Here is a 22,196-nt window from a genome sequence, read left to right on the forward strand (position 1 = left end):
TGACCTCTCAATCATTGCCAGCAGGTGGTAGCGGCAGCGCCTCGTCAAGCGCAAGGTTGGTCAGCAGCACATTGACGCGTGGCTGTCCATAGAGGCCAAGCCAGCGGGATTCGGCGTGGACGGAGATGATCCGCGTCACCTCGCTCACCGGGACGCCACGTGCCACGGCGATGCGCGCGGCCTGCCCATGGGCGTTTTCGAGCGAGATATCGGGGTCGAGGCCGGAACCCGACGCGGTCACCGCGTCCGTGGGGGCGGGGACGCCATTCTCCCTCTCCCATGCGATGCGGCGATTGGCGATCTCCTGCTGCAGGCTCGCCGAAGTCGGGCCGAGGTTGGAGGCGCCAGAGGGCATGGCGCTATAGGCCGCCGCCGAGGGGCGCGGATGCAGATAGGTGTCGCCCGTGAAATCCTGCGCGATCAGACGCGAGCCGACCGGGGTGCCTCCCCGTTCGATCAGGCTGCCGTTGGCGGCATCGGGCACCAGCCCTTGGGCGATGCCGGTCATCGCCAGGGGATAGGCAAACCCCGTCAGCGCGGTCATGGCCGCCAGGGTGACAAGGGCGGGGCGAAGCTGGTTCAGCATGGCAGGCTCCTTATGCGAGGCCGAGCGCGGTGACGGCCATGTCGATGGCCTTGATCCCGAGGAAGGGCACGATCAGCCCGCCCAACCCGTAGATCGACAGGTTGCGCCTGAGCAGGGCCGCGGCACTTGCGGGCTGATACTTCACCCCGCGCAACGCCAGCGGGATCAGCGCGATGATGATCAGTGCGTTGAAGATCACGGCCGAGAGGATCGCGCTCTGCGGCGAACTCAGGCCCATGACGTTCAGCACCGCCAGCCCCGGAAAGGCCGCGACAAAGATCGCGGGCAGGATGGCGAAATACTTCGCCACATCATTGGCGATGGAAAAGGTCGTCAGCGCCCCGCGGCTGATCAGCAACTGCTTTCCCACCATGACCACTTCGATCAGTTTGGTCGGATCACTGTCGAGGTCGATCAGGTTCGCAGCCTCTTTCGCCGCCGGAGTGCCGGAGTTCATCGCCACGCCCACATCGGCCTGCGCCAGCGCCGGGGCGTCGTTCGAGCCATCCCCGCACATCGCGACGAGCCGCCCGCCCGCCTGTTCGCGCCGGATGTAGTCGAGTTTCATCTCGGGCGTCGCTTCGGCAAGGAAATCGTCCACACCGGCCTCGGCAGCGATGGCGGCAGCGGTCAGGGGGTTGTCGCCGGTAATCATCACCGTGCGGATGCCCATGGCGCGCAGTTCGGCAAAGCGGTCGCGCACCCCCGGCTTGATTATGTCCTTCAGGTGGATCGCCCCAAGGATGCGCTCGTCTTCCGCCACCAGAAGCGGTGTGCCGCCGGACCGGGCAATGTCCTCGAGCCGGGCCTTCAGCGCGGGATCGGCCCGGCTTCCGGTGAACCGCTCGACGGCATCGACCGCGCCCTTGCGCAACTTGCGATCTGGCAGATCGACACCCGACAGCCGGGTCCGGGCCGAAAAGGTCACGGCCTCGCCGCCAGCGGAAGGCTGCCTCGACAGCCCGGCGACCAGCCTTTGCGCGAGGTCGACGATGGATTTTCCCTCGGGCGTCTCATCCGCCAGCGAGGCGAGATATGCCGCTTGCACCAGGTCCGTCTCGCTTACCCCCTGCGCCGGCAGGAAGGCCTCGGCCATGCGGTTGCCGAAGGTGATGGTGCCGGTCTTGTCCAGCAGCAGCGTATCGACATCGCCTGCCGCCTCGACCGCGCGGCCGGATTTGGCGATGACCTTGGCCCGCACGAGCCGATCCATCCCCGCAATGCCGATGGCGGAAAGCAGCCCGCCGATGGTGGTGGGGATGAGCGTCACGAACAGGGCCGCCAGCGTGATGACCGGAATCACGATCCCCGAATAGCGGGCGAATGGTTCCAGCGTTACGACGACGAGCAGGAAGATCAAGGTCAGGCCCGCCAGCAAGATGTTCAAGGCGATCTCGTTCGGGGTCTTTTGCCGCTCGGCCCCCTCGACGAGAGCGATCATCCGATCGAGAAAGCTCTTGCCGGGTTCGGCCGTTATCCTCAGGAGCAGACTGTCCGAAACGACACGCGTGCCACCGGTGACCGAAGAGCGGTCACCGCCGGATTCGCGTATGACGGGAGCGCTTTCGCCGGTGATGGCGCTCTCATCGACCGACGCGACCCCACGGATCACCTCGGCATCGGTCGGGATCAGATCGCCCGCCTGGACCAATACCAGCTGCCCCGGGCGCAGCTGCGAGGAGGGCACCACTTTCGGCGCGGGATCGTTCTCATGCGCCAGCAGTTTCACCATGGTTTCGGCTTTGGTGGCGCGCAAGCTGTCGGCGCGGGCGCGACCCCGGCCTTCGGCCAGCGCCTCCGCGAAATTGGCGAAGAGCACGCAGACCCAGAGCCAGAACGCGATCTGAAGGCTCACGCCCCAGCCTGTCACGCCAAGGGCGAGGTCGCGGAGAGCTAGCACCGTGGTCAGCGCCGCAGTGCTGGCGGTGACGAAGATCACCGCATTTCCCATCAGCGCCCGCGGACGCAGCTTGGTGAAGGCGGCCTTCAGCGCCGCCGAGTAAAGGCCCCTAAGGGCGGAGGAAGAGGTGGACATCGCTGTAGTGCCTGAACTGGTTGGGGAAGACGCGGCCCCTGACGGGCCGCACAGGAGTCAAAAGCTCTGCCCGGAGGTCAGTGCCGTCTGCTCGGCAATCGGGCCAAGCGCCAGCACCGGAAAGAAGGTCAGCGCCCCGAGGATCGTCACGGTCAGGACCAGCAGCGTCACGAACAGCGGCCCATGCGTCGGGAATGTCCCCGAGGTGACGGCTGCGCGCTTCTTCGCCGCCAGCGATCCGGCAATCGCCAGCATCGGCACGATGATCGCATAGCGACCAAGGAGCATGAGCAGCCCAAGGGCCGTGGTCTGCCATTGCGCCGCCGCCCCGAAGCCCCCGAAGGCCGAGCCGTTGTTGCCGACGGCAGAGCTGTAGGCATAGAGGATCTCGCTCAGCCCGTGCGGCCCCGGCTCCTGCACCGAGGCCACCGCCGCGGGCACGGTGGCGGAGATCGCCCCGCCCACAAGGATCCCGAGCGGCATCGACAGGAAGGCGAGCATCGCCAGCGTGACCTCACGCGCCTCGATCTTGCGGCCAAGATACTCCGGGGTGCGCCCGACCATCAGCCCGGCCAGAAAGACAGCGAGGACGACGTAGAGCAACATCCCGTAAAGCCCGGCGCCGACACCCCCGAAGATGACCTCGCCGATCATCATGTTGACCATCTGCACAAGGCCCGACAGCGGCATGAAGCTGTCATGCATGGCATTGACCGACCCGTTCGAGGCCGCCGTGGTCACTTCCGCCCAGAGCGCCGACAGGCCCGCGCCGAAGCGCTGCTCCTTGCCCTCCATGTTGGTGCCGAGGCCAAGCGCCGCGTTGCCGCCCGTCTCGCCCCACCAGATCACGATCAGGCCGATCAGGAACATGACACCCATGGCGGCATAGATCGCCCATCCCTGACGCGCGTCCTTCGCCATCCGACCAAAGAGAAAGCAGAACGCCACCGGGATCAGAAGGATCGACAGGCATTGCGCCATGTTCGACAGGATCGTGGGATTCTCGAAGGGATGGGCCGAGTTCACGCCAAAGAAACCGCCGCCATTGGTGCCGAGTTGCTTGATCGCGATCTGTGCCGCCGCTGGACCGCGGGCGATCAACTGATCCGCGCCCTCCAGGGTGGTCACATGCGCGGCGCCAAGAAGGGTCTGTGGTACGCCCTGCAGGATCAGCGCCAAGCCCAGCAGGATGGAGAGCGGCAGCAGCACATAAAGGACCGAGCGTGTCATATCGGCCCAGAAATTACCCAGGACCGCGCCTGTTTCGCCGGTGAAGCCGCGGATCACGGCGAGACCCACCGCCATCCCTGTCGCGGCCGAGGTGAAGTTCTGCACCGTCAGTCCGGCCATCTGCGCGAAGTAGCTCAACTGCGCCTCGCCGGAATAGGCCTGCCAGTTGGTGTTGGTGACAAAGCTGATCGCGGTGTTGAAGGCCAGGTCGGGGGACATGGGCCCGATACCGTCGGGATTCAGCGGCAGAACGCCCTGCAATCGCAGGATCGCGTAAAGCAGCAGGAAGCCCGCGAGATTGAAGACCAGCACCGCCAGCGCATAGGTCTTCCACCCATGCGTAACCTCGGTGCGAATGCCTGCCAGCCGGTAGACCGCCCGTTCGACCGGTCTGAGCACCGGCGAGAGCAGCACCCGATCTCCCGCATAGAGGCGCGCCATGAACCCGGCCAGAAGCCAGCCCGCAGCGGTCAGCACCGCGCAAAAGAGAACGTATCCGAGAAGGTCTTGCATGAGCGTCCCCTCAGAACCGGCCCGGGCGGATCAGCGCCAGGAGGAGGAAGCCGAAAATCCCCGCAGAGACTGCGAGGCCAAGGATGATGTCGAACATTCCGCTCTCACATCCGCTCAATGAGGCGCGCGGCGCTGGCGAAAAGGCCGAAGCCCGCCAGTCCGAGCGCGAGATAGATCAGGTCTGCCATCGCAGTCTCCCGCAGTTGTCATTGCGGGGTGATCGCTCTGAACAGCGTGAAGGCGATATGTGGAAGGCGGCGGGGAAGCATAAAGATCGCGTAAAGTCGAACACCGCCGGGACTTTACTCGCGTGCGATTTAACGCGTCGCCTCGCTGCAGTATGCATGAGAACCCGTTACGGGGAGATCGGCGCCGGTGCGGGATGAAGGCCCCGCGGCGCTGCCGGGAATCACCCCCCCTCGCCATGTGAAGCGGCGGTCTGCCCGCGCATCCTGTCGGCGGGCAGACCGCGGGGCGATCCCGCCCGCAAGAGCCTCGTCAGATGGGCACGCGGGGAGAGGTGCTGCAAGAGATGATCGTCTGTCACCCTCCGACCGAGTGTCATGAGGGCAAGGTCACGCCATGGCCCGCCATCCCCTCCACGCCGGAGGGCGGCAGCTGATTGGATGCGTGGAACGCCTTCGCTTGCCAGAGCGTATCGCAAAGCGCAGCATTGGCTTGGGAGGAACCTCGACCATCATCCGCTTCGAAACGCTGACAGAGCGCCAACATGAGAGCCACGCTTTCAGGCTTCGTCGCCGCTATCTTTTGATCAACATCTGGCGCAGCCAGCGAAAGTAACGTTGGAAATTTTCGAAAAAATAACTAAATTCCGATAATACTCGCGTTTTTCTTGCAAATGCGGGGCGGATGAACAAGAACGGCTCAAGTGGATGTTCGAGGAAGCAAGGCGATGACCGTAACCAAAACCGTCGAGGGAAACAGCAAGTCTCTGATGGCATCGGTATATGAGCGGCTCAGAGCCGACATCGTCGACGGCATCCGCCGGCCGGGCGACAAGATGCGCTTCGAGGAACTGCGCGAGACCTATGGGGTCGGGCTCAGTCCGCTGCGCGAAGCGCTGACCCGGCTCGCCGCCGAGAAACTGGTGGTGCTGGAGGAGCACAAGGGATTTCGCGTGGCGCCGATCTCGCGGCGTGACTTGGACGATCTGCTGTTCATGCGCCAGGAGGTGGAAGCCATGGCAATTCGCCGCTCGATCGAGCGGGGCGACGATCAATGGGAAGCGGGGATCGTTGCCGCGATCCATGCCCTTTCGAAACGGCACAGCCTGACGCCGGACGGCCATATCGACCCGGAATGGGAAATCCGGCACCGCAATTTTCACGATAGCCTGGTCGCCGCCTGCGATTCGCCGCGTCTGCTGCTGTTGCGCCAGCAGCTTACCGACCACGCCGACCGCTATCGCCGCCTGTCTCATCACTATCCCAGCGCTGGCCGCGACCATCTGAGCGAGCATCAGGCCATCGCCGATGCTGTGGTCTCACGCCGCATCGACGAGGCTGACAAGATGATCCGCGCCCATCTGGCCCGGACGGTCGACATCATTCTCTCAGGGGATGATCTACAGGGAAGCGGATTCGATGATTGATTTTCGAAAATATATTGATTTGCGATAATTGTTGTGGCATCAAGTTGATAACGAATGATTCACCCATGCCGGGAGGAAAAACATGAAGCTCATGACCTATGAGAAGGCGGGGACGCAGGGTGTGGCCGCGATGCGCGGGGCGGAGTGGGTCGATTTGGGGCCGATGGACCTGCTTGGTGCCATCGATGCGCCCGACCTGGATCAGCGGGTGAGCGCCGCGCCAGTGCTGGATATGAGCGGCGTCAAGCTGCTGCCGCCGCTGCCGAAGCCCGGCAAGATCATCTGCGTCGGCCTGAACTATGCCGACCACGCCGCCGAAAGCCCTTACGACGCGCCGGACTATCCAACGCTGTTCCCGCGCTTCACCACCAGCCTGATCGCCGATGGCGACCCCATCGTGCGGCCGCGCATCTCGCATGAGCTGGATTTCGAGGGTGAGCTGGTCGCCATCATCGGCACCACTGGCCGCAACATCCCCAAAGCCAAAGCGACCAGCCATGTCGCCGCCTACTCCATCTTCAATGACGGTTCGGTGCGTGACTACCAGTTCAAGGCGCCGCAATGGACGGTTGGCAAGAACTTCGACGACACCGGCGCTTTCGGGCCCTATGCCGTGACGGCGGATGAACTGCCGGATGGTGCCAAGGGGCTGAGGCTGCAAACCCGCCTGAACGGCGAGGTGGTGCAGAGCGCCTCGACCGATGACCTGCTGTTTCCCGTGGCCGATCTGATTTCGATCATCAGCGAAGCGATCACGCTTGAGGCAGGCGACATCATCGTCACTGGTACGCCGGCCGGGATCGGCTGGGCGCGTACGCCGAAGCTCTTCATGAAACCCGGCGACGTGGTCGAGGTGGAGATCGAGGGCATCGGCACGCTGCGCAATCCGGTCGTGGACGAGGCGGCCTGACAGGCACAACCGGGCGGCGTAACCCTTTGGGAGGAGGGGCAAGATGCTGAACCTGCAGATCATTATCGGCAGCGTACGTCAGGGGCGGGGCGGGCTTTCGGTCGCCGAATGGTTCGAGGGCGTCGCCCGAAGTGACCGCCGCTTCACCGTCGAGCGCGTCGACCTGGCCGAAATCGCGCTGCCGATCATGGATGAGCCGAACCACCCCCGGCTGCAGCAATACACCCACGAACACACCCGCGCCTTCAGCCGTCTGATCCAGCGCGCAGACGCCTATGTCTTTGTCACCACAGAATATAACTATTCCCTGCCCGGCGCGCTGAAGAACGCGCTGGACTACCTTGGCCCGGAATGGGCGGGCAAGCCGATGGCCGCGGTCGGCTATGGCGGCATCTCGGGCGCTGCCCGCGCCGTCGAGGACCTCCGCCGCGTTGCCATCGCGCTGCGCATGGTGCCGCTGGTGCAGGGTGTGGTCTGCCCGCTCTATGCCCAGCAGCGCGACGAGGAAGGTCGCTTCCACGCCAACCCTACCCAGACAACCGCCACCACCGAGACGCTGGATGCGCTGGCCGATCTCGGCGGCATTCTGAAGGCCCGTCGCGCGGCAGCCTGACCACGCCGCGACCGGTTCATTTTTGACCGAGGCCATGCGCGGGCACCTTCCCGCATGGAAAGGAGGGGGAAAGATGACCGCTATCACCGGAAGGATTGCCGCCACCAAGCGACCGGGAGAACTGGGCGTCCATTCGATGGATACCTTTACCATGCGCGTGCCCGACCTGAGGGTCGCCGACGATTTCTATCGCGCCTTCGGGTTGGACATACGCGAGGAAGGCAACACGCTTGGCCTGTATACCTTCGGCTCGGATCACCGTTGGCTCAGCCTGACAGAAGGGCCGAGAAAGCAGCTCAATCACCTGTCTCTAGCCGTGTTCGAGGAGGATTTCGAACCGCTGCGCCAACGGATCGAGCAGATGGGCGTGCGGCTGATGGATGCGCCGCGCGGCTTCGACAGTAACGGGTTCTGGTTTCACGACCCGTTCGGCGTGCTGATCGAGGTCAAGATCGCCGAAAAGACCTCGCCCGATGCAAAGACCCCGTTCTCGCTGAGCTCGACACCCGGCGGGGTGGCGGCGGCACCGATGCGCTCGAAGGCACCCATCGTGCGGCCGCGCCGGCTGGCGCATGTGCTGCTGTTCACGCCGGACGTGCCGAAAGCCATCGCGTTCTACACTCGGGCGCTGGGGCTGCGGCTCTCGGACCGCTCGGGCGATGTGATCTGCTTCATGCACGGCATCCACGGCTCGGACCACCATCTGCTGGCCTTTGCGAAGTCATCCGCCCCGGGGCTGCACCATTGCAGCTGGGACATGGGCGGCATCAATGAAATCGGCAAGGGCGCGATGCAGATGGCCGACAAGGGCTATTCGCACGGCTGGGGCATGGGGCGGCATGTCCTCGGCTCGAACTACTTCCATTATGTGCGCGATCCCTGGGGCAGCTATTCCGAATATTCCGCCGACATCGACTATATCCCGCACGACTGCGACTGGCAGGCCGGAGACTATCCGGGCGAGGATTCCATCTATCTCTGGGGGCCCGAAATGCCCGCCGATTTCGTCCATAACTACGAATCCGACGCGGACTAGAACGCCGGATTCGCCATGGGAAGAGGAGGAGCCCATGCCTGCACCACTGGTTTTCCGTCTTGGCTATGTCGCCCTGAACGTCACCGATCCCGAGGCTGCGGCCAAGGACACCTGCAACATCGCCGGTGCACGCATCAGCGCGCGCGAGGGCGAGCGGATCATGCTGACGTCGAACCAGCGACGGGCCGAGATGATCCTGTATCCTGCGGCCACCAACACCCTGCGCCGCGTCGGCCTGGAAGCCGTCACGCCCGAAGCGGTGGATGAGGTCGCTGTCCGGGCCCGCAAGGCCGGGCTGAAAATCCTGACCGATCGGCCTTCGTTGGACTGTATCAGCAAGGGCGTGACCTTCCTGACCAGCGAAGGCCATGCCATCGAGGTCCATACCCCGATGCCTCTGGATCAGCCCTTGCGCTATCATGGGCCCGGCGTGCATCCGCGTTTCCTCGACCATGTCAATTTCGCGGCCAGGGATCCGGTGACCTTTTCGCAAGAATTGCACGCCGCGACCGGGATGCTGCTGACCGAACGCACATCGGGCTATGAGATCATGTGGATGCGCGCGGCCGATGGCCGCCATCACACGCTCGCTGCGGTCAAGGGAAACACCGGGGTCCATCACATCAGCTGGGAGTTCAAGAATTTCGACGGCCTCAAGGGCATTGCAGATGAACTCGGCGTCGAGAACCGCCGGCTGCTCTGGGGGCCGGGCAGGCATGGTGCGGGCGACAACCTGTTCCTGTATTACGTCGACCGTTCCGGCTTCCTCATCGAATGCATCGCGGAAATGGAGGTGATTCAGGATCTGGATCTGCCCACCCGCGTCGCCGATCCCGGGGAGAATTTGTCGAACTGGCGCGTGGTCAACCAGTGGGGTGCCTTGCCCTCGTTGGAATGGATCCAGCACTTCACCGCCTGCTGCGGAGTGGACGAGCATGACGATCTTCTCCTCCTCGCCTGAGGATCGGGCGCTGGCCGACGAGCTGGAAGCACGGCGCTATCGCGCCATGCAGGCCGGCGACGCTACTGCGCTGGACGCAATGTTGGACGATGATCTGTCCTACACGCATTCCTTCGGCGACCGAGACAGCAAGGCCAGCTACCTGGACAAGCTGCGCGCGGGGTTTTTCCAGTATCACGAACTGCGACCGGTGACAGAGCAGGTGATCCGCCGTGGAGATGTGCTCGTTCTGGTGGGGTCGATGTGGGCACGCGCCACGGTGAATGGTCAAGACCGCGTCATCGACAATGTCTGCACCAGTGTCTGGGCAATGCGCGCGGATGAATGGCGATTCCTTGCCTTCTCACCGACCCCTCTGAAACGCTGAGCGGTTCGCGCTACAGGCTCGCCAACTCTGAAATCTGGCATGGTCAAAGATCGCCGCAGCAGGGCAGGGAAAAAGCCAATGCCGTCATTGAAGGCGTGTTTGCCCCTCGTCCGGAAGTCCAACAGGTTGATGGGATCTCGTGGGCAGTTGAACCGCATTGGACTGGATGGTCGCGTGCCGCCTTAAATGGGTTGCACTTCCACGGTCTGGACCCGTCCGGGCCGGAGCTTTCGGCGGTCGCTATGGCGGGCAAGCCAACAGCGCGGCTTCAGCCCCGATATCTTCCATATCGATGGTTGGACCGCTATAACCGGCTGATCAAACCATCGCGCGAGGGGGGTGCCCTTATTCGGATGGCCCATTGCCCGGTGAAAGCTGACGAGGCCTTCGACCGCGATGGTTCGGAGATTGCCGCGCGGGCCTGCGCCAGATTGCCGAAGTACATGCCGTCGAAGCAAACATCCGCAGTATCTTGCCCGGCCAGCGCCTCCTGGCCCGCCAGACTCGCACTGCACCACTGGTTGCCGCCTTCGGTGACTGGCAGCGGGCGCCGCGCCGGAAAATCTCCGCCAAATCCCGGCGGGGCGAAAAGTTGACACGCCTCCACAACCGATGGGGCGGGTTGCAGACTTTCCTGACCGACGGCCGCATCGAGATCGGCTCCAGCTGGATCGCAAATCTGAAGCGACCTATCGCCCCTAATCGAAAGAATGCGTTCTCCGCCGATCACAAAGCAGGCGGCATCGCCTGTATCGCCTTCCTGCTAGAGACCTGGAAGATCAACGGTGCCAAACTATCGCCCATCTGAAAACAACCCTCGTAGCCGTCGCTAACGGCCATTCACGAAGCTGCCTCGACGACCTCCTGCGCGGTCAGGCCGATCTGACGGCGCTGCCCGAGACCCCTTACGATACGAATGGGGGAAGCATCCACGGAATGGGTAATCCCGGAAAATATGCAACTGTTAGGAGCGGTGGAGTGACGGCCGCGTCTTTGCTCGGGTCTTCCGAAGACGGGAATGATCAACACGAGTTCAGAGATACCTTAAGCGGAGGTAAGAACATGTATCCTCGACACAAAGTCTCGCGAAAAATCTATAAAGCATGACCAATTCCGCTACAAACGGCGCAACAGGATCAAGATCATAATCGGGCGTCTGAAGGAATGGTGCCGCGCTGCCACCCGCTACGACCGAGGCGCGACGGTGTTACTTTTCCCTATAGTCTTCGCGGCTACCGTCTGGTTCTGGCTATGATGCAAGAGGTGCCCTCGCTCTAGAGCATTGCGCGCAATTGATTCAACGTGGCTTTGTGAGTCTCCTGCATCTCGTTTTCTGGAAAGACCTGGATAATCGCATCAATGGCAGCTTGAGCGGCATCGCGGTAACTTTCTTCCCCAGTCAGGCGATAAATTGCCGCCAGCGATCTTGCATCCCCGAAAAGACTTAGAAATAATAGTGCGTTCTTACTTTGAGACTGAGTTTTTGCTATACGCTTGTAAGAGAGTGATGCCATTTGCAGATTTTTGGTGTCACTGTCAATGCGGCCGACATTCTCCAGCGCTGAGGTAAAATAATACATGTGCCATGAACTCAGGCCAATCAGCGCCTTTTCCTCCGCAAGGTCCATCCAAGCTCGATAGGCGTTTCGTATCTTCTTCATGTCGTCAGTATTTATGGATTCTCTTGTCATTAGCCCAGCTTGAGCTATCCGCAAGGGCATCTCAACCCCATGCGAATTTGCTTTCTGCCGCAAGCCTTCAACAAGCTCTATCATCTCATTTTCTTTTCCATAAGAACTTGCCAGAAGACGTTCAGTAGCCTCGGACAAGTCCTTAATGATAATAGAGATCGCAGCATCATCTCCTGCCGCTTTGAAATGCTCTGCGGCTTCCACATATGCTGTGATCTCTCTATAGATATTATCAGAATCACGTGTAAAAGCGGATCTCTTTGAAATACCTAAGCCCATCGATCGGCGTGCATCCCCCCGAACTGTTTCATCAAGGGCTAAGCCTTCAGATCCAAGATAACCAAGAAGGATATTCTGACGTTCGTAGTTTTCAGCGTTGTATCGAGTATTGTTCCGCGACAAGTTCAAATTGTCGATCACGGCGTGAGCGAGAGAGGTTCGGAATACATCATCTCCCTTCCACAACAAGAAAGCTGAGAGTGCATGATCGGAAGCCCCGGCATAATTTCCTGTTGCAAAATTGATCCACCGAAGATCAGAATATAATAGTGCCCGGTCGTTTAAATTCTTGCCTCTATCCCGAGTTATCAAGCCGCTTATCTCTGTAAATGCCTTCTCGTAATCCGCAGTCTTGATATTCTCAAGCAAAGAGGTTCTTACGTCCTGCAATGCAGGGTCAGATGCCTTCGGGCTAGCTTCCAAGCCTCGGACAGCGATCGCATTATGGATGATGTACGCGGATACCAGATCTTGAAATCCCGGAGCGGAATTCCTGCCGGACAAGCGTTCCGCGGCCTGAAGAAGCCGTTTTCTGCCATTCATGCTCCATTCTCTAAGAGCAGGAATATACTGACCTAAGTCGGTATTCTTGCTGGCCGGGGCCGCAAGTGCTTCTTTTAACCGCTCCATATCGGCATTGCCCATGGAGCAAACCGCTGCCGCTTTCTCAGGTATCGGTGTCTTAAGCACTTTACCGGAGAGTATATCAGCGCATGTTTCCGCATCTGCCGGCAGGTTGAATTCTGTGTATTCTTGGGTCACTACTCCGAAAAACGCCTGGGCGGTCTGAGGAAGTGCGTTGGAGACCGAAAGCACTGCGCAGAAGATAATGAAGTTGGATTTTTGAAACTTTGAACTGATACTCTCTCCTTTCCTTCCTGAAATCTGCGAAGTCGAATGCACCGGAGTGCGGTCGCCGGAAACCGGCAGACGAAACAAGGTCAACGCGTCCATGCCTGCACCTGGAATACATAAAAGAGTCTTTAATAGGATGACCTCCCTGAAATGATTCGATCAAGAGGATTATCGGGGTAGGTAATCGGTCCTACACTGGTTGTCTGGCGTTGTATTGTTGCGGGCTGGGGGATTCCTCATGGTGCATTTTTTTGAAGCGCAACAATGCTTTAATGCTGCCCGGAAAGATTCAAGATGCCCGAATGCTCGACATCGACAAGCTCCCTCGCGGCGTCGGAGACGGGATCTTGGCAAGCCGATGACCATTTTTTGGAGGTAACGGACCGACTACGGGCCCTATTCCTGATTTGGAGGAGCGCGCGCGGGTTCAGGCGCTATCGCTTAGGCACAGGACGCTTTGATTTCCGGTTGTGCATCATCAATCAAGCTCCATGAGGAGACGTTCCCGATGAGCAAACTTCACTGGTTGCCCGAATAGCTGCCTCCACGCCTCTCCATACTGGTTCGCCTGCCGATGCGAGCTGTATCATGAGGAGAATAATTTTTTAATTACAATGTATTAATATACTGCTCCGCGCCGAAGAATACCGTCTAACGAAGACCCCACGTCGGCGCCGTCGCTTCCCAATGATTGCTGAATGTCAGAGCACCGTTCGGCCATGTTGCGTAGCGTGTGGATGGCCTTGCCGTCCGTTTCGCGACCGTTGTGCGGATCGTGGATCGGCTGCACATCCAATGCATTCTGTCAGCGTCACCTAGAGTTCCGGTACGGCAAGCGGCCGCAGGTGACGCTTCTGCGCGGCAATTCGGAACGGCGCGTTCGGAGCTCCGTAGCCCTGGTAGCCGCCTTGGCGCTGAACGACCTCAAGGAAAAGTTCCCCAGCCTGACCGGTACTGTAGAACTGATAGAAGCAACCCTCGCCGTCTTCATCATACATGATGTTCAGCCGCCGTAGCCTATCGACGAAGTCCGGCCTCAGATCGAAGCGAGCGGCGAGATCTGAATAGTAGTTGGCGCCGATGCCAAGAAACGGAAAGCCGCGCGCCTCCATTTGCTGGGCGGTTGCGAAGATGTCATTCGTTGCGAAAGCAATGTGCTGCACCGAAGCGCCGAACGTATCGTCGATGAACCTTCGTGCGAGGGTGCGCCGTGCTTCCGCGCCGTTCAGCGTGATGCGTAGCCCACCCGAGAGAATGGCCTGGCTGCGCACCAGCCCATCCGGGTCGACGACGTCCAGCATGGGCATGCGCTCCGCCTCGAACAGAGTGCTGTAGAACAGGGAGGCGCTCAGCATTTCCTCGTAAGCCATTGTCTGGGCGATGTGATCCGTGCGGGTGATGCCGCTTCCCGATGCGATACCGGTAGGGATGAACTCGTGCTCCCAAAGGCTTTGCAGTTCGGGGCCGTCATCGACAAAGCGAAGAACGGTGCCGCCTATCCCCCGGACCGCGGGCACGACTGGATCGTCGGGGGAAATCCTGTCGCCATGCGGCTCCGCCATGAGAGCGACAGCGCGGGTGACAGCCTCTGCCGCATCAGGGACGCGAATGCCGATCTCTGACACCGCTGTACCGTGTGTGACCCAGGAACTGTAGTTGAACCCGTCCGTCCCGGTGTTGAGCACGATGTTCACCTCGCCCTGCTGCCATCGCGTGACCGGTTTGGTCCGGTGACGGCCAACCTCAGCAAAACCGGCGCTTGCCAGGAAGCCGGCGAGGGCGGGGCGTGTCGCTTCATCCGTCGCGATCTCGATATACTCGATGCCTTCCGGCTGGACCGGTCGGGGAAGTCGGTTCTCTCCGGACAAGCAAAGATCAGGCTCCTCGCGGCCCATCTGGTCCATCAGTCCTATGAGGCTCCGCTTGCCGTCATGGGCGACAAGGCGAGGCAGGCCGGAGCGGAACTGATCGTTGAAGATCTCCAGGCTGATAGGACCGGCATAGCCCGTCGCCATCACCGCACGCATGAAGGCGGGGACATCCAGATCGCCCTCACCCGGCATGTTGCGGAAGTGACGCGACCAGTAGAGCAAATCCATCTCTATCCGGGGGGCGTCTGCAAGTTGCACGAAGAAGATGCGGTCGCCCGGTATCTCACGGATTGTCGCGGGAGCTATCCGCGGGCCAAGAGTGTGAAAACTGTCGAGGATCAGCCCGACGTTCGGATGGTCGGCGCGGCGCACGATCTCCCATGCATCCCGATGGTCGCGAACAAACCGGCCCCAGCAGAGCGCCTCATACCCGACGCGGATCCCGCGCGGCTGGGCGATTTCGCCGAGCGCTCGCAAATCGGCGGCCGCCCGATCGACGCCACCAAGCGCGGCAGGATGAACGGAGGAGCAGACAAGCAGCAGATCAACGCCCAGCTCCGCCATCAGGTCGAACTTCCGCTCCGCCCTCGCAAAGGCGCGCCGCCGGAGCGGTTCCGGGAGGGTCTCGAAATCCCGGAACGGCTGGAACAGCATGATTTCCAACCCGTGATCGCGCACCATCCTTCCAACCTCTCGCGGGCTGAAATCCGAGGCGATGAAATCCTGCTCGAATATCTCGATGCCGTCGAAGCCGGCGCTGGCGATGGCGCGCAGCTTTTCAGGAAGCATCCCGGCGATGGAGACAGTGGCAATGGCTGTTTTCATGGGCATCCCCGGCTTTGTCTGCGGCTACGGCGTTAGCGCTTGCATATGCTCCGTGGCGTGCGCGACACCCGCGTTGATATGCTCCCGCAGAATGGTGACTGCGGCAGCGCTGTCGTGGCGCAAGGCCGCATCCCGCAGTGCCCGGTGTTCCTGCCGAGACGCTTCCGGGCGAAAGGTCAATGCGATCATCTGATAGCGCAGATATTTGTCGAAGATCTCCGCATGTGTCTGCATCAGCACCCGCGAACCGCATGCGGAGATAAGTGTCTGGTGAAAGGTCCAGTCGCTTCGCCGCCATGCGGGAATATCCGCCGCATCCCCCGCTTCCAGCCGTTCCTCATGCGCATCGAGCTTGTGATGCGCGGAAAGCACCGCGGCCTCCCAGTCCAGCCCGCCCGTCGCAAAGGAGCGAGCGAGCGCATGCTCCTCCAGCAGCAGTCGCAGCGCGGCGATTTCATGCAGGCCGGCACGGGAAATCGGCGCCACTTCAAAGCCCCGCTGGCCTTCCGCCAGCACGAAACCGTCGGAAGCAAGCCGGGTCAGTGCTTCACGGAGGCTGCTGGTCGCCACATCGTAACTCTCCCGCAGTGTCTCCAGCCGGAGCTTCCGCCCCGGCGCCAGCTTGCCCATGATGATTTCGGACCGGAGCCGCGCATAGAGCGTGGGATGGGCATCCTCCGTCATGCCGCATCTCCCCGCAGCAGGTCATGCTCGACTGTGTAGTCGATACAGGCGCCGATATGCCGGGCGAGGAGCCTCTGCGCCGCGGGCACGTCCCTGTCGAGGGCGGCGCGGAGCAACGCGTGATGCTCCTCTGCCGCCACTGCGCCCCGGAACATCACCAGCAGGACCTGATAGCGCAGGAAACGGTCAAATATCCGGTCATGAGTCGCCAGAAGCTCGCTAGACCCGCATGCTGAGATCAGCGCAACATGGAATTCGCGATCATATCGCTTCCATGTCTCGCTAACGGTGTGATCCCCGCGCAGCATCCTCTCCTCCATGCGGGAAAGCTTGTGATGCGCTGCCACCACCGAGGCCTCCCACTCCAGATCGCCGTTGGCAAAGGACTGGGCGACCGCGTGGCACTCCAGCAGGAGACGCATTTCTGCAATGTCTCTCAGATCCGAGATGGAGATGGGCGCAACCTCGAACCCCCGCTGGTTCTCGGCGACGATCAGCCCCTCCGGCACGAGCCGTGTCAATATCTCACGCAGTGTCGCGATGCTCACCTCGTAGCGCGCGCGCAACTGCTCAAGCCGCAGCCGGCGCCCAGGTGCCAGCTTTCCGAAGATGATGTCGCTCCGCAGGCGGCGATAGGCGCTTTCCCCTGCGGTCTCTTCCCGGACTCCCGTAGCCATCCGCCTCTCCCGCGACATCAGTTAAAACACAAAATATCATATGAAACGAAAATCTCTAGTTGAAAACTGAAATTCCCGATGACATCCTCAGCGCAGGACGAAGCACGGAGGGGGTGCTTCGCCAAAGGGAGGACACCATGACCAAAGTGACCCGGCGCGGCTTTGCCGCGCTCGGCGGGGCCATGCTTGCCACGCCATTTCTCGCACGCCTCAGCCATGCCGCCGAGCAGAGCCGCATCCGCTTTTCCGCCGTGTTCTCCGAGCAGGACATCCGAGCGGGAATGATGAAGCAATTCGCCGAAGGCATCGGCCCGGACTTCAAGTACGAAGGCTTCTACGGCGGGACATTGTTCAAGCAGGGGACTGAGCTTGTCGCCCTCCAGCGCGGCAACCTGGAGATGTCGAATATCGCGCCCCAGGACATCTCCAACCAGATCCCGGCATGGTCCATTCTGACCTCCGGTTATCTGTTCCGCGATCCCGACCACTTGCGCAGCTTCTTCACCTCCGATGTCGGCGCGGAGACGAAGGCGCTGGCTGAGGGGCAGCTCGGTATCAAGATCCTTGGGCCTACCTTCTATGGCACGCGTCAGGTCGGTCTTCGCGGCAATCGCAAGATCGCCACCCCAGCCGACATGGCCGGTGTGAAGCTGCGTATGCCGGGCGGGGAGGCGTGGCAATTCCTGGGGCGTGCGCTTGGCGCAAATCCGACCCCCATGGCCTATGCGGAAGTCTATACCGGCCTGCAGACCGGTGCGATCGACGGGCAGGACAATCCATTGCCCAACGTGGACAACATGAAGTTCTACGAGGTGATGGACCAGATCGTCCTGACGTCGCATCTGGTCGCCTTTGACCTTCTGACCGTCTCTGGCCGGTTCTGGGAGAAGCTGACGGAGGAACAGCGCGCGGCGTTTCAGACGGCGGCCGACGGTGCCATCGGCTGGAGCACGGAGCAGCACGTCACGCGGGAGGCCGAGATCGCCAAGTCCTTCGCGGAGCGCGGCCTTGACGTCTACGCGCCTGATCTGGCCGCCTTCCGCAGCCATGTTCAGAAAGCCTATCTGGAATCCGATCTGGCGAAGGAATGGCCGGCCGGCATGATCGAGCGGATAGCCGCGGCCTGATGCAAACGGCGGCCCCGGGAAGGGCCGCCACTTCCCTTCATCGGAGAATGCCCATGCCGATCCGGCTTCTTCCCTGGCTCCAGCGCCGTTGCGAGGACATCCTCGTCTTCATGCTCGCGGCGATGTTCATCGTGTTTCTCATTCAGATCGTCTCCCGATATGTCCTCAACATGCCGATGGGCTGGACGCATGAAACCAGTGTCATTCTATGGATCTGGCTCGTGCTCTTCGGTGCTTCCTTCGTCATCCGTGACAGGGAGGAAATGCGGTTCGACCTCATCTACGGAGCAGCTGGCGAGAGAACCCGGCGCTGGATGGCGGCGGTGACCGGAGCGGCGTTGATCGCGATCTTCACGCTCTCGCTGCCCGCGACGTGGGACTATGTAACCTTCATGAAAGTGGAGCGTACGGCGTATCTGCGGCTCCGCTTCGACTGGCTCTATTCCATCTACATCGTTTTCATGATCGCGATGATTGTCCGTCATCTGTGGGTCGGCTGGAGGGCTGTCTTCGGACGGGCGCCGGAAGCTTATGACCCCACGACAGCGAGTTCCGGCGTATGACTTTTGCAAGCCCCTTTTCCCTCGCCATCACCACGATGACGGCGCTGGCCCTGCTTGGCCTGCCGATCGGCCTGTCGATGATCTGCGGCTCCGTTCTCTATCTCTGGATAACGGGGATGGACATGGGCACGGCCGCGGAGCAGTTCCTGAACGGGATGTATTCGAACTACATCATCCTTGCTGTCCCGCTTTTCATCCTTGCCGCGGAAATCATGAATTCCGGTTCCATGACGGAGCGGCTGCTGCGGTTCTGCAACGTGCTCGTCGGCCATATGCGCGGCGGGCTGGCGCAGATCAACGTCGTGCAGAGCCTGATCTTCGCCGGCATGTCGGGCTCCGCCATCGCCGATGCCGCCGGATCGGGACGGATGATGCAGAACATGATGACAAGGGAGGGCCGCTATACACCGAGCTACGCGGCGGCGTTGACCGCGGTGACCGCCGTCATCGGGCCTATCCTGCCGCCGTCCATTCCGATGGTCGTCTATGCGCTCGTCTCCGATGTCTCCATCGGCTACCTGTTCCTTGCGGGCGTGGTGCCAGGCCTGCTGATGACGGGAATGCAGATGCTTCAGGTCGCCTGGGATGCGAGGCGGCACAACTTTCCCGTGGAGCCGCGCGTTTCGCTTCGAGAGGTTCCGCGTGTCACCTGGCGGGCGCTGCCCACGCTGCTGATGCCGGTCATCCTGCTCGGCTGTATCTACACAGGCGTGACGACGCCCACCGAAGCCGCCGCTCTGGCCGCCGCCTATGCGGTGCTGGTCTCCGTGATCCTCTACCGCAGTCTGAGCTGGCGCGAGGGGTACAACGCGGTACTGATCAGCGCCAAGACTTCCGCCTCCATCGGCATGATGATCGGCGGCGCCCTGGTGTTCAACTACGTGGTGACGATTGAGAACATCCCGGAAACCCTTCGCGCGGTCCTGACGGGGTGGGAGCTGTCGCCCATCCAGTTCCTGCTCCTCGTCAACGTGCTCCTGCTGCTGCTGGGGTGCGTGCTGGAGGGTACGGCGATCCTCCTCATCATCGTGCCGGTGTTCATTCCCGCGGCCCAGGCGCTGGGGATCGACCTCGTGCACTTTGGGGTAGTGGTGGTGGTCAATATCATGCTCGGACTCGTGACCCCGCCCTATGGCCTGTTGCTCTTCATCATGACCAACATTTCCGGCTCGCCGATGAAGGACATCATCCGCGACTGCCTGCCATTCCTTGGGTGGATGCTGCTCTGCCTGGCAATCATAACCTTCTTCCCCGACCTCGTGCTGTGGCTGCCGCGTCTCGCGGGCTACGCCGGCTGAACCGAGAGTTTCTCCATGACCATCTGGATACTGAACGGACCCAACCTCAACCGGCTGGGAAAGCGCGAGCCGGAGATTTACGGCCGCACGACCTTGGCGGAAGTGGAAACCTGGGCGCGAGAGGCGGCCGGCGACACGCCCCTTCGGTTCCATCAGTCGAATGCCGAATACGAGATCATCGACTGGATTCATGAGGCCATCGACACGGGCGGACGCGGGATTGTCATCAATCCCGCAGGGCTCACCTTTACATCCGTGCCCGTGATGGATGCGCTGAAGATGTTCCCCGGCCCGATCATCGAGCTCCACATCTCCAACATTCACCGGCGCGAAGCCATCTATCACCGATCGCTGGTTTCACCGGTTGCGACGGCGGTCGTCGCGGGGCTTGGCGCGCGCGGTTATGTCCACGCTGTCCATGCGCTTGCAGAGATGATCGGGCAGGATGCGCCATGACCACACCGATCCGGGTGGGGCTGATCGGTGCCGGCATCGGCAGATCCCGCACACCCCTTTTGCATATGGCGGAGGCGGCGGCGCAGGGTTTCCGGCTCCGGTATGATCTCCTCGATATCGAGACGCAGACCGGTGACAAACCCTCGTTGGAGCGCCTCATCGCCGAGGCGGAGGCGCAGGGCTTTGCCGGGCTCAACATCACCCATCCGTTCAAGCAGGCGGTATTGCCCCTGCTGAACGAGCTGTCCGAAGACGCTGCGGCGCTTGGTGCGGTCAACACCGTGGTGTTCGGGGAGAGAGGGAGAACAGGCCACAACACCGACTGGTCGGGATTTCTTGAGGGGTTTCGCCAGGCGCTGCCCGACGTGCCGCGCACCGTCGTTCTGCAACTGGGTGCCGGCGGCGCGGGTGCCGCGGTCGCCTATGCGGCGCAGTCGTTGAAAGTGGAGCGGCTTCTCCTCTCCGACATGGATATCGGGAGGGCGGAGGCTTTGGCCGCGCGCATGAATGCCGTCGCCGGTCGGCCCTATGTCCACGTCGTGACCGACCTCCCGGCGGCGATGCAGGATGCGGAAGGACTGATCAACACCACGCCGATGGGGATGGCGGCGCATCCCGGCCTGCCGCTGCCCGCCGAGCTGCTAGCGCCGCGTCACTGGGTGGCGGATGTCGTGTATTTCCCGCTCGTTACTCCGCTGCTCGCCCTTGCTCGCGAGCGGGGCTGCCGGACCATGGATGGGAGTGGCATGGCCGTGTTTCAGGCGGTCGGCGCCTTCCGGTTGTTCACGGGAGAGGACGCCGATCCGCAGCGGATGCACGATACCTTTCAGGCCGCGACCCGAGTCACTGCCTGAGAGGCGTGCCGTCAGATCGTCGCGACGGGCGTCACGGGCGAGCCTACTGCGCCTGGCATGTAGAGCGGCGGCGCAGTCAGAAAGACCGCATGCCGACCGCGCTCTGCCAATGCGGTCGCCAGATCGCGCAGATACCATAGTTCCGCCAGAGGCAGGCCGATCTTGAACAGGCAGTGATGGTGAAGGGGCAGCCGCAGGCAGCAGTTCTCCCGGTCTGCATGGGCGTCCTCGACCGCGTAGTTGTCGGCGGCGATGGCCGAGATGCGGCTTTCCGTGATCCAGTCGTGAAGCGTCTCGTCCGCACCGTCCAGAACCGCGCCCGTCCGCTCCAGTCGCGCCGGATCCGGGCTGGCCTGCATGTCCAGAAGCGCTTCTGCAAAGCCGGTCCGCAGCAGGAGAATATCGCCTTCACGCACCTCCACCCCCTGCGCCCGCATCGCGTCATGAAGGGCGGCGCGCCCTACGACAGTGCGTTCCATGCCGAAGTGGCGGGCGAGATCAATCAGCACGCCGCGCCCCTGGACCGGGGTCTTTGCCATCTCCGTCACCGATAGCCGGTTTGCAAAGGAGGTGTTCGGGCCGTGCGCATCCGGCCCAAGGATGTCCCGCCCGGCAAGGTGGCCGTTGTAATAACAGCGCTCGGCGACACCGTCGCCGTCTGCGTCAAACAGCGCGCCGACATGCGCAAGCGAGTCCCATTGGGTCGAGAACTGCATGGACATCAGAACCTGATCGTCGCTGATCACGTCCTGCAGCAGCGGATCGACATTGCTTAGCGGGAAATTGACATATGGCGTGTCGCCCGAACATGTCGGGCCGAGACGCGGCGGTTTGCGGCGGGGGTTGAGAGAGATCGGCCCGGGCACATCCAGCGGCAGCGACAGACAATAGGCCCGGCCCTCGCGAATTTCGGCAGCCGCAGCGATACGATGCGCGTCCGTGATGTAATTCAGCGTTCCCAACTGATCGTCGGGTCCGAAATCTCCCCAGTTGGATTTCTCCGGTCGATTCACCCAATTCGGCATAGTCACTCCTCCGTCTGACGATCCCTGATGGCCATCTGGCAACGCGATCGCAAGGGGAAGACTTCTCGGCCCCGGATCGCTTCCTCCGCCCAGAAAGACATCTGAAACTTTCGCAAACATATATGTTG

Annotated in this window: 21 protein-coding genes; 12 read left to right on the plus strand and 9 right to left on the minus strand. The window is 61.8% G+C overall.

The annotated features are described in order from the left end of the window. Nucleotides 1-7: 7 nt before the first annotated feature. From kdpC to CN97_RS21445, 4 genes are read right to left on the minus strand one after another with little or no spacing between them, the layout of a single operon-like run. Entirely contained in the window at nt 8-586 is a 579-nt protein-coding gene (kdpC, locus tag CN97_RS08350) for a potassium-transporting ATPase subunit KdpC (RefSeq protein ID WP_035709788.1), read from the minus strand. A gap of 10 nt (nt 587-596) precedes the next feature. After that, entirely contained in the window at nt 597-2,621 is a 2,025-nt protein-coding gene (gene kdpB / locus CN97_RS08355) for a potassium-transporting ATPase subunit KdpB (protein WP_035709790.1), read from the minus strand. A 57-nt stretch (nt 2,622-2,678) separates the two neighbouring features. After that, nucleotides 2,679-4,364, minus strand: a complete 1,686-nt coding sequence (kdpA, locus tag CN97_RS08360) for a potassium-transporting ATPase subunit KdpA (RefSeq protein WP_035709791.1) — start codon at nt 4,362-4,364, stop codon at nt 2,679-2,681. A gap of 10 nt (nt 4,365-4,374) precedes the next feature. After that, nucleotides 4,375-4,461: a potassium-transporting ATPase subunit F gene (locus CN97_RS21445; RefSeq protein WP_035709801.1), complete on the minus strand. Its 87-nt coding sequence runs from the start codon at nt 4,459-4,461 to the stop codon at nt 4,375-4,377. Between the two features lie 816 nt (nt 4,462-5,277). On the opposite strand from CN97_RS21445, the gene CN97_RS08375 reads away from it, so the two are divergent. The 7 genes from CN97_RS08375 to CN97_RS19820 all read left to right on the plus strand — a co-directional run bounded on the left by CN97_RS08375 (nt 5,278) and on the right by CN97_RS19820 (nt 10,671). After that, nucleotides 5,278-5,976, plus strand: a complete 699-nt coding sequence (locus tag CN97_RS08375) for an FCD domain-containing protein (RefSeq protein WP_035709805.1) — start codon at nt 5,278-5,280, stop codon at nt 5,974-5,976. An 82-nt stretch (nt 5,977-6,058) separates the two neighbouring features. After that, nucleotides 6,059-6,886, plus strand: coding sequence for a fumarylacetoacetate hydrolase family protein (locus tag CN97_RS08380; protein ID WP_035709807.1), 828 nt, complete (start codon nt 6,059-6,061; stop codon nt 6,884-6,886). Nucleotides 6,887-6,929: 43 nt separating this feature from the next. Continuing rightward, complete coding sequence (locus tag CN97_RS08385; RefSeq protein ID WP_035709810.1) at nt 6,930-7,499, plus strand: NADPH-dependent FMN reductase; 570 nt, start codon at nt 6,930-6,932, stop codon at nt 7,497-7,499. Between the two features lie 73 nt (nt 7,500-7,572). Then, complete coding sequence (locus CN97_RS08390; protein WP_051911079.1) at nt 7,573-8,535, plus strand: VOC family protein; 963 nt, start codon at nt 7,573-7,575, stop codon at nt 8,533-8,535. A gap of 34 nt (nt 8,536-8,569) precedes the next feature. Then, nucleotides 8,570-9,496, plus strand: a complete 927-nt coding sequence (locus CN97_RS08395; protein WP_051911080.1) for a hypothetical protein — start codon at nt 8,570-8,572, stop codon at nt 9,494-9,496. Further along, nucleotides 9,471-9,863, plus strand: a complete 393-nt coding sequence (locus CN97_RS08400) for a nuclear transport factor 2 family protein (RefSeq protein WP_051911081.1) — start codon at nt 9,471-9,473, stop codon at nt 9,861-9,863. Before CN97_RS08395 ends, CN97_RS08400 begins: the two co-directional genes overlap by 26 nt. A gap of 472 nt (nt 9,864-10,335) precedes the next feature. Beyond that, complete coding sequence (locus tag CN97_RS19820; RefSeq protein WP_051911082.1) at nt 10,336-10,671, plus strand: IS66 family transposase; 336 nt, start codon at nt 10,336-10,338, stop codon at nt 10,669-10,671. Nucleotides 10,672-11,137: 466 nt separating this feature from the next. Here CN97_RS19820 and CN97_RS20610 read toward each other — a convergent pair whose 3' ends face one another. The 4 genes from CN97_RS20610 to CN97_RS08425 all read right to left on the minus strand — a co-directional run bounded on the left by CN97_RS20610 (nt 11,138) and on the right by CN97_RS08425 (nt 16,745). Continuing rightward, nucleotides 11,138-12,787: a hypothetical protein gene (locus tag CN97_RS20610; protein WP_131389631.1), complete on the minus strand. Its 1,650-nt coding sequence runs from the start codon at nt 12,785-12,787 to the stop codon at nt 11,138-11,140. A gap of 716 nt (nt 12,788-13,503) precedes the next feature. Next, nucleotides 13,504-15,384: a bifunctional sugar phosphate isomerase/epimerase/4-hydroxyphenylpyruvate dioxygenase family protein gene (locus tag CN97_RS08415; RefSeq protein ID WP_035710106.1), complete on the minus strand. Its 1,881-nt coding sequence runs from the start codon at nt 15,382-15,384 to the stop codon at nt 13,504-13,506. A 24-nt stretch (nt 15,385-15,408) separates the two neighbouring features. Further along, complete coding sequence (locus CN97_RS08420) at nt 15,409-16,068, minus strand: GntR family transcriptional regulator (RefSeq protein ID WP_035709814.1); 660 nt, start codon at nt 16,066-16,068, stop codon at nt 15,409-15,411. Continuing rightward, nucleotides 16,065-16,745 (minus strand): GntR family transcriptional regulator, encoded by a 681-nt coding sequence (locus tag CN97_RS08425; RefSeq protein WP_035709817.1) that lies wholly within the window; start codon nt 16,743-16,745, stop codon nt 16,065-16,067. Before CN97_RS08425 ends, CN97_RS08420 begins: the two co-directional genes overlap by 4 nt. Before the next feature lie 137 nt (nt 16,746-16,882). Between CN97_RS08425 and dctP the strand changes: the two genes are divergently transcribed. The 5 genes from dctP to CN97_RS08450 are packed head-to-tail and all read left to right on the plus strand — an operon-like array spanning nt 16,883 to nt 21,043. Beyond that, a complete protein-coding gene (dctP, locus tag CN97_RS08430; RefSeq protein WP_051911083.1) occupies nt 16,883-17,872 on the plus strand; it encodes a TRAP transporter substrate-binding protein DctP in 990 nt (329 codons plus the stop codon). 53 nt (nt 17,873-17,925) lie between these two features. Beyond that, complete coding sequence (locus CN97_RS08435; RefSeq protein ID WP_035709819.1) at nt 17,926-18,435, plus strand: TRAP transporter small permease; 510 nt, start codon at nt 17,926-17,928, stop codon at nt 18,433-18,435. Then, nucleotides 18,432-19,733 carry a TRAP transporter large permease gene (locus CN97_RS08440; protein WP_035709821.1) on the plus strand — a complete coding sequence of 434 codons (1,302 nt, stop codon included), beginning with the start codon at nt 18,432-18,434 and terminating at the stop codon, nt 19,731-19,733. The genes CN97_RS08435 and CN97_RS08440 overlap by 4 nt, the downstream gene beginning before the upstream one ends. Before the next feature lie 15 nt (nt 19,734-19,748). After that, a complete protein-coding gene (locus CN97_RS08445; RefSeq protein ID WP_035709822.1) occupies nt 19,749-20,189 on the plus strand; it encodes a type II 3-dehydroquinate dehydratase in 441 nt (146 codons plus the stop codon). Continuing rightward, a complete protein-coding gene (locus tag CN97_RS08450; RefSeq protein ID WP_035709824.1) occupies nt 20,186-21,043 on the plus strand; it encodes a shikimate dehydrogenase in 858 nt (285 codons plus the stop codon). Before CN97_RS08445 ends, CN97_RS08450 begins: the two co-directional genes overlap by 4 nt. A gap of 11 nt (nt 21,044-21,054) precedes the next feature. Here CN97_RS08450 and CN97_RS08455 read toward each other — a convergent pair whose 3' ends face one another. After that, complete coding sequence (locus tag CN97_RS08455; protein WP_035709826.1) at nt 21,055-22,068, minus strand: cyclase family protein; 1,014 nt, start codon at nt 22,066-22,068, stop codon at nt 21,055-21,057. Nucleotides 22,069-22,196 lie beyond the last annotated feature (128 nt).

This window comes from Haematobacter massiliensis, assembly GCF_000740795.1.
Lineage (GTDB): Bacteria > Pseudomonadota > Alphaproteobacteria > Rhodobacterales > Rhodobacteraceae > Haematobacter > Haematobacter massiliensis.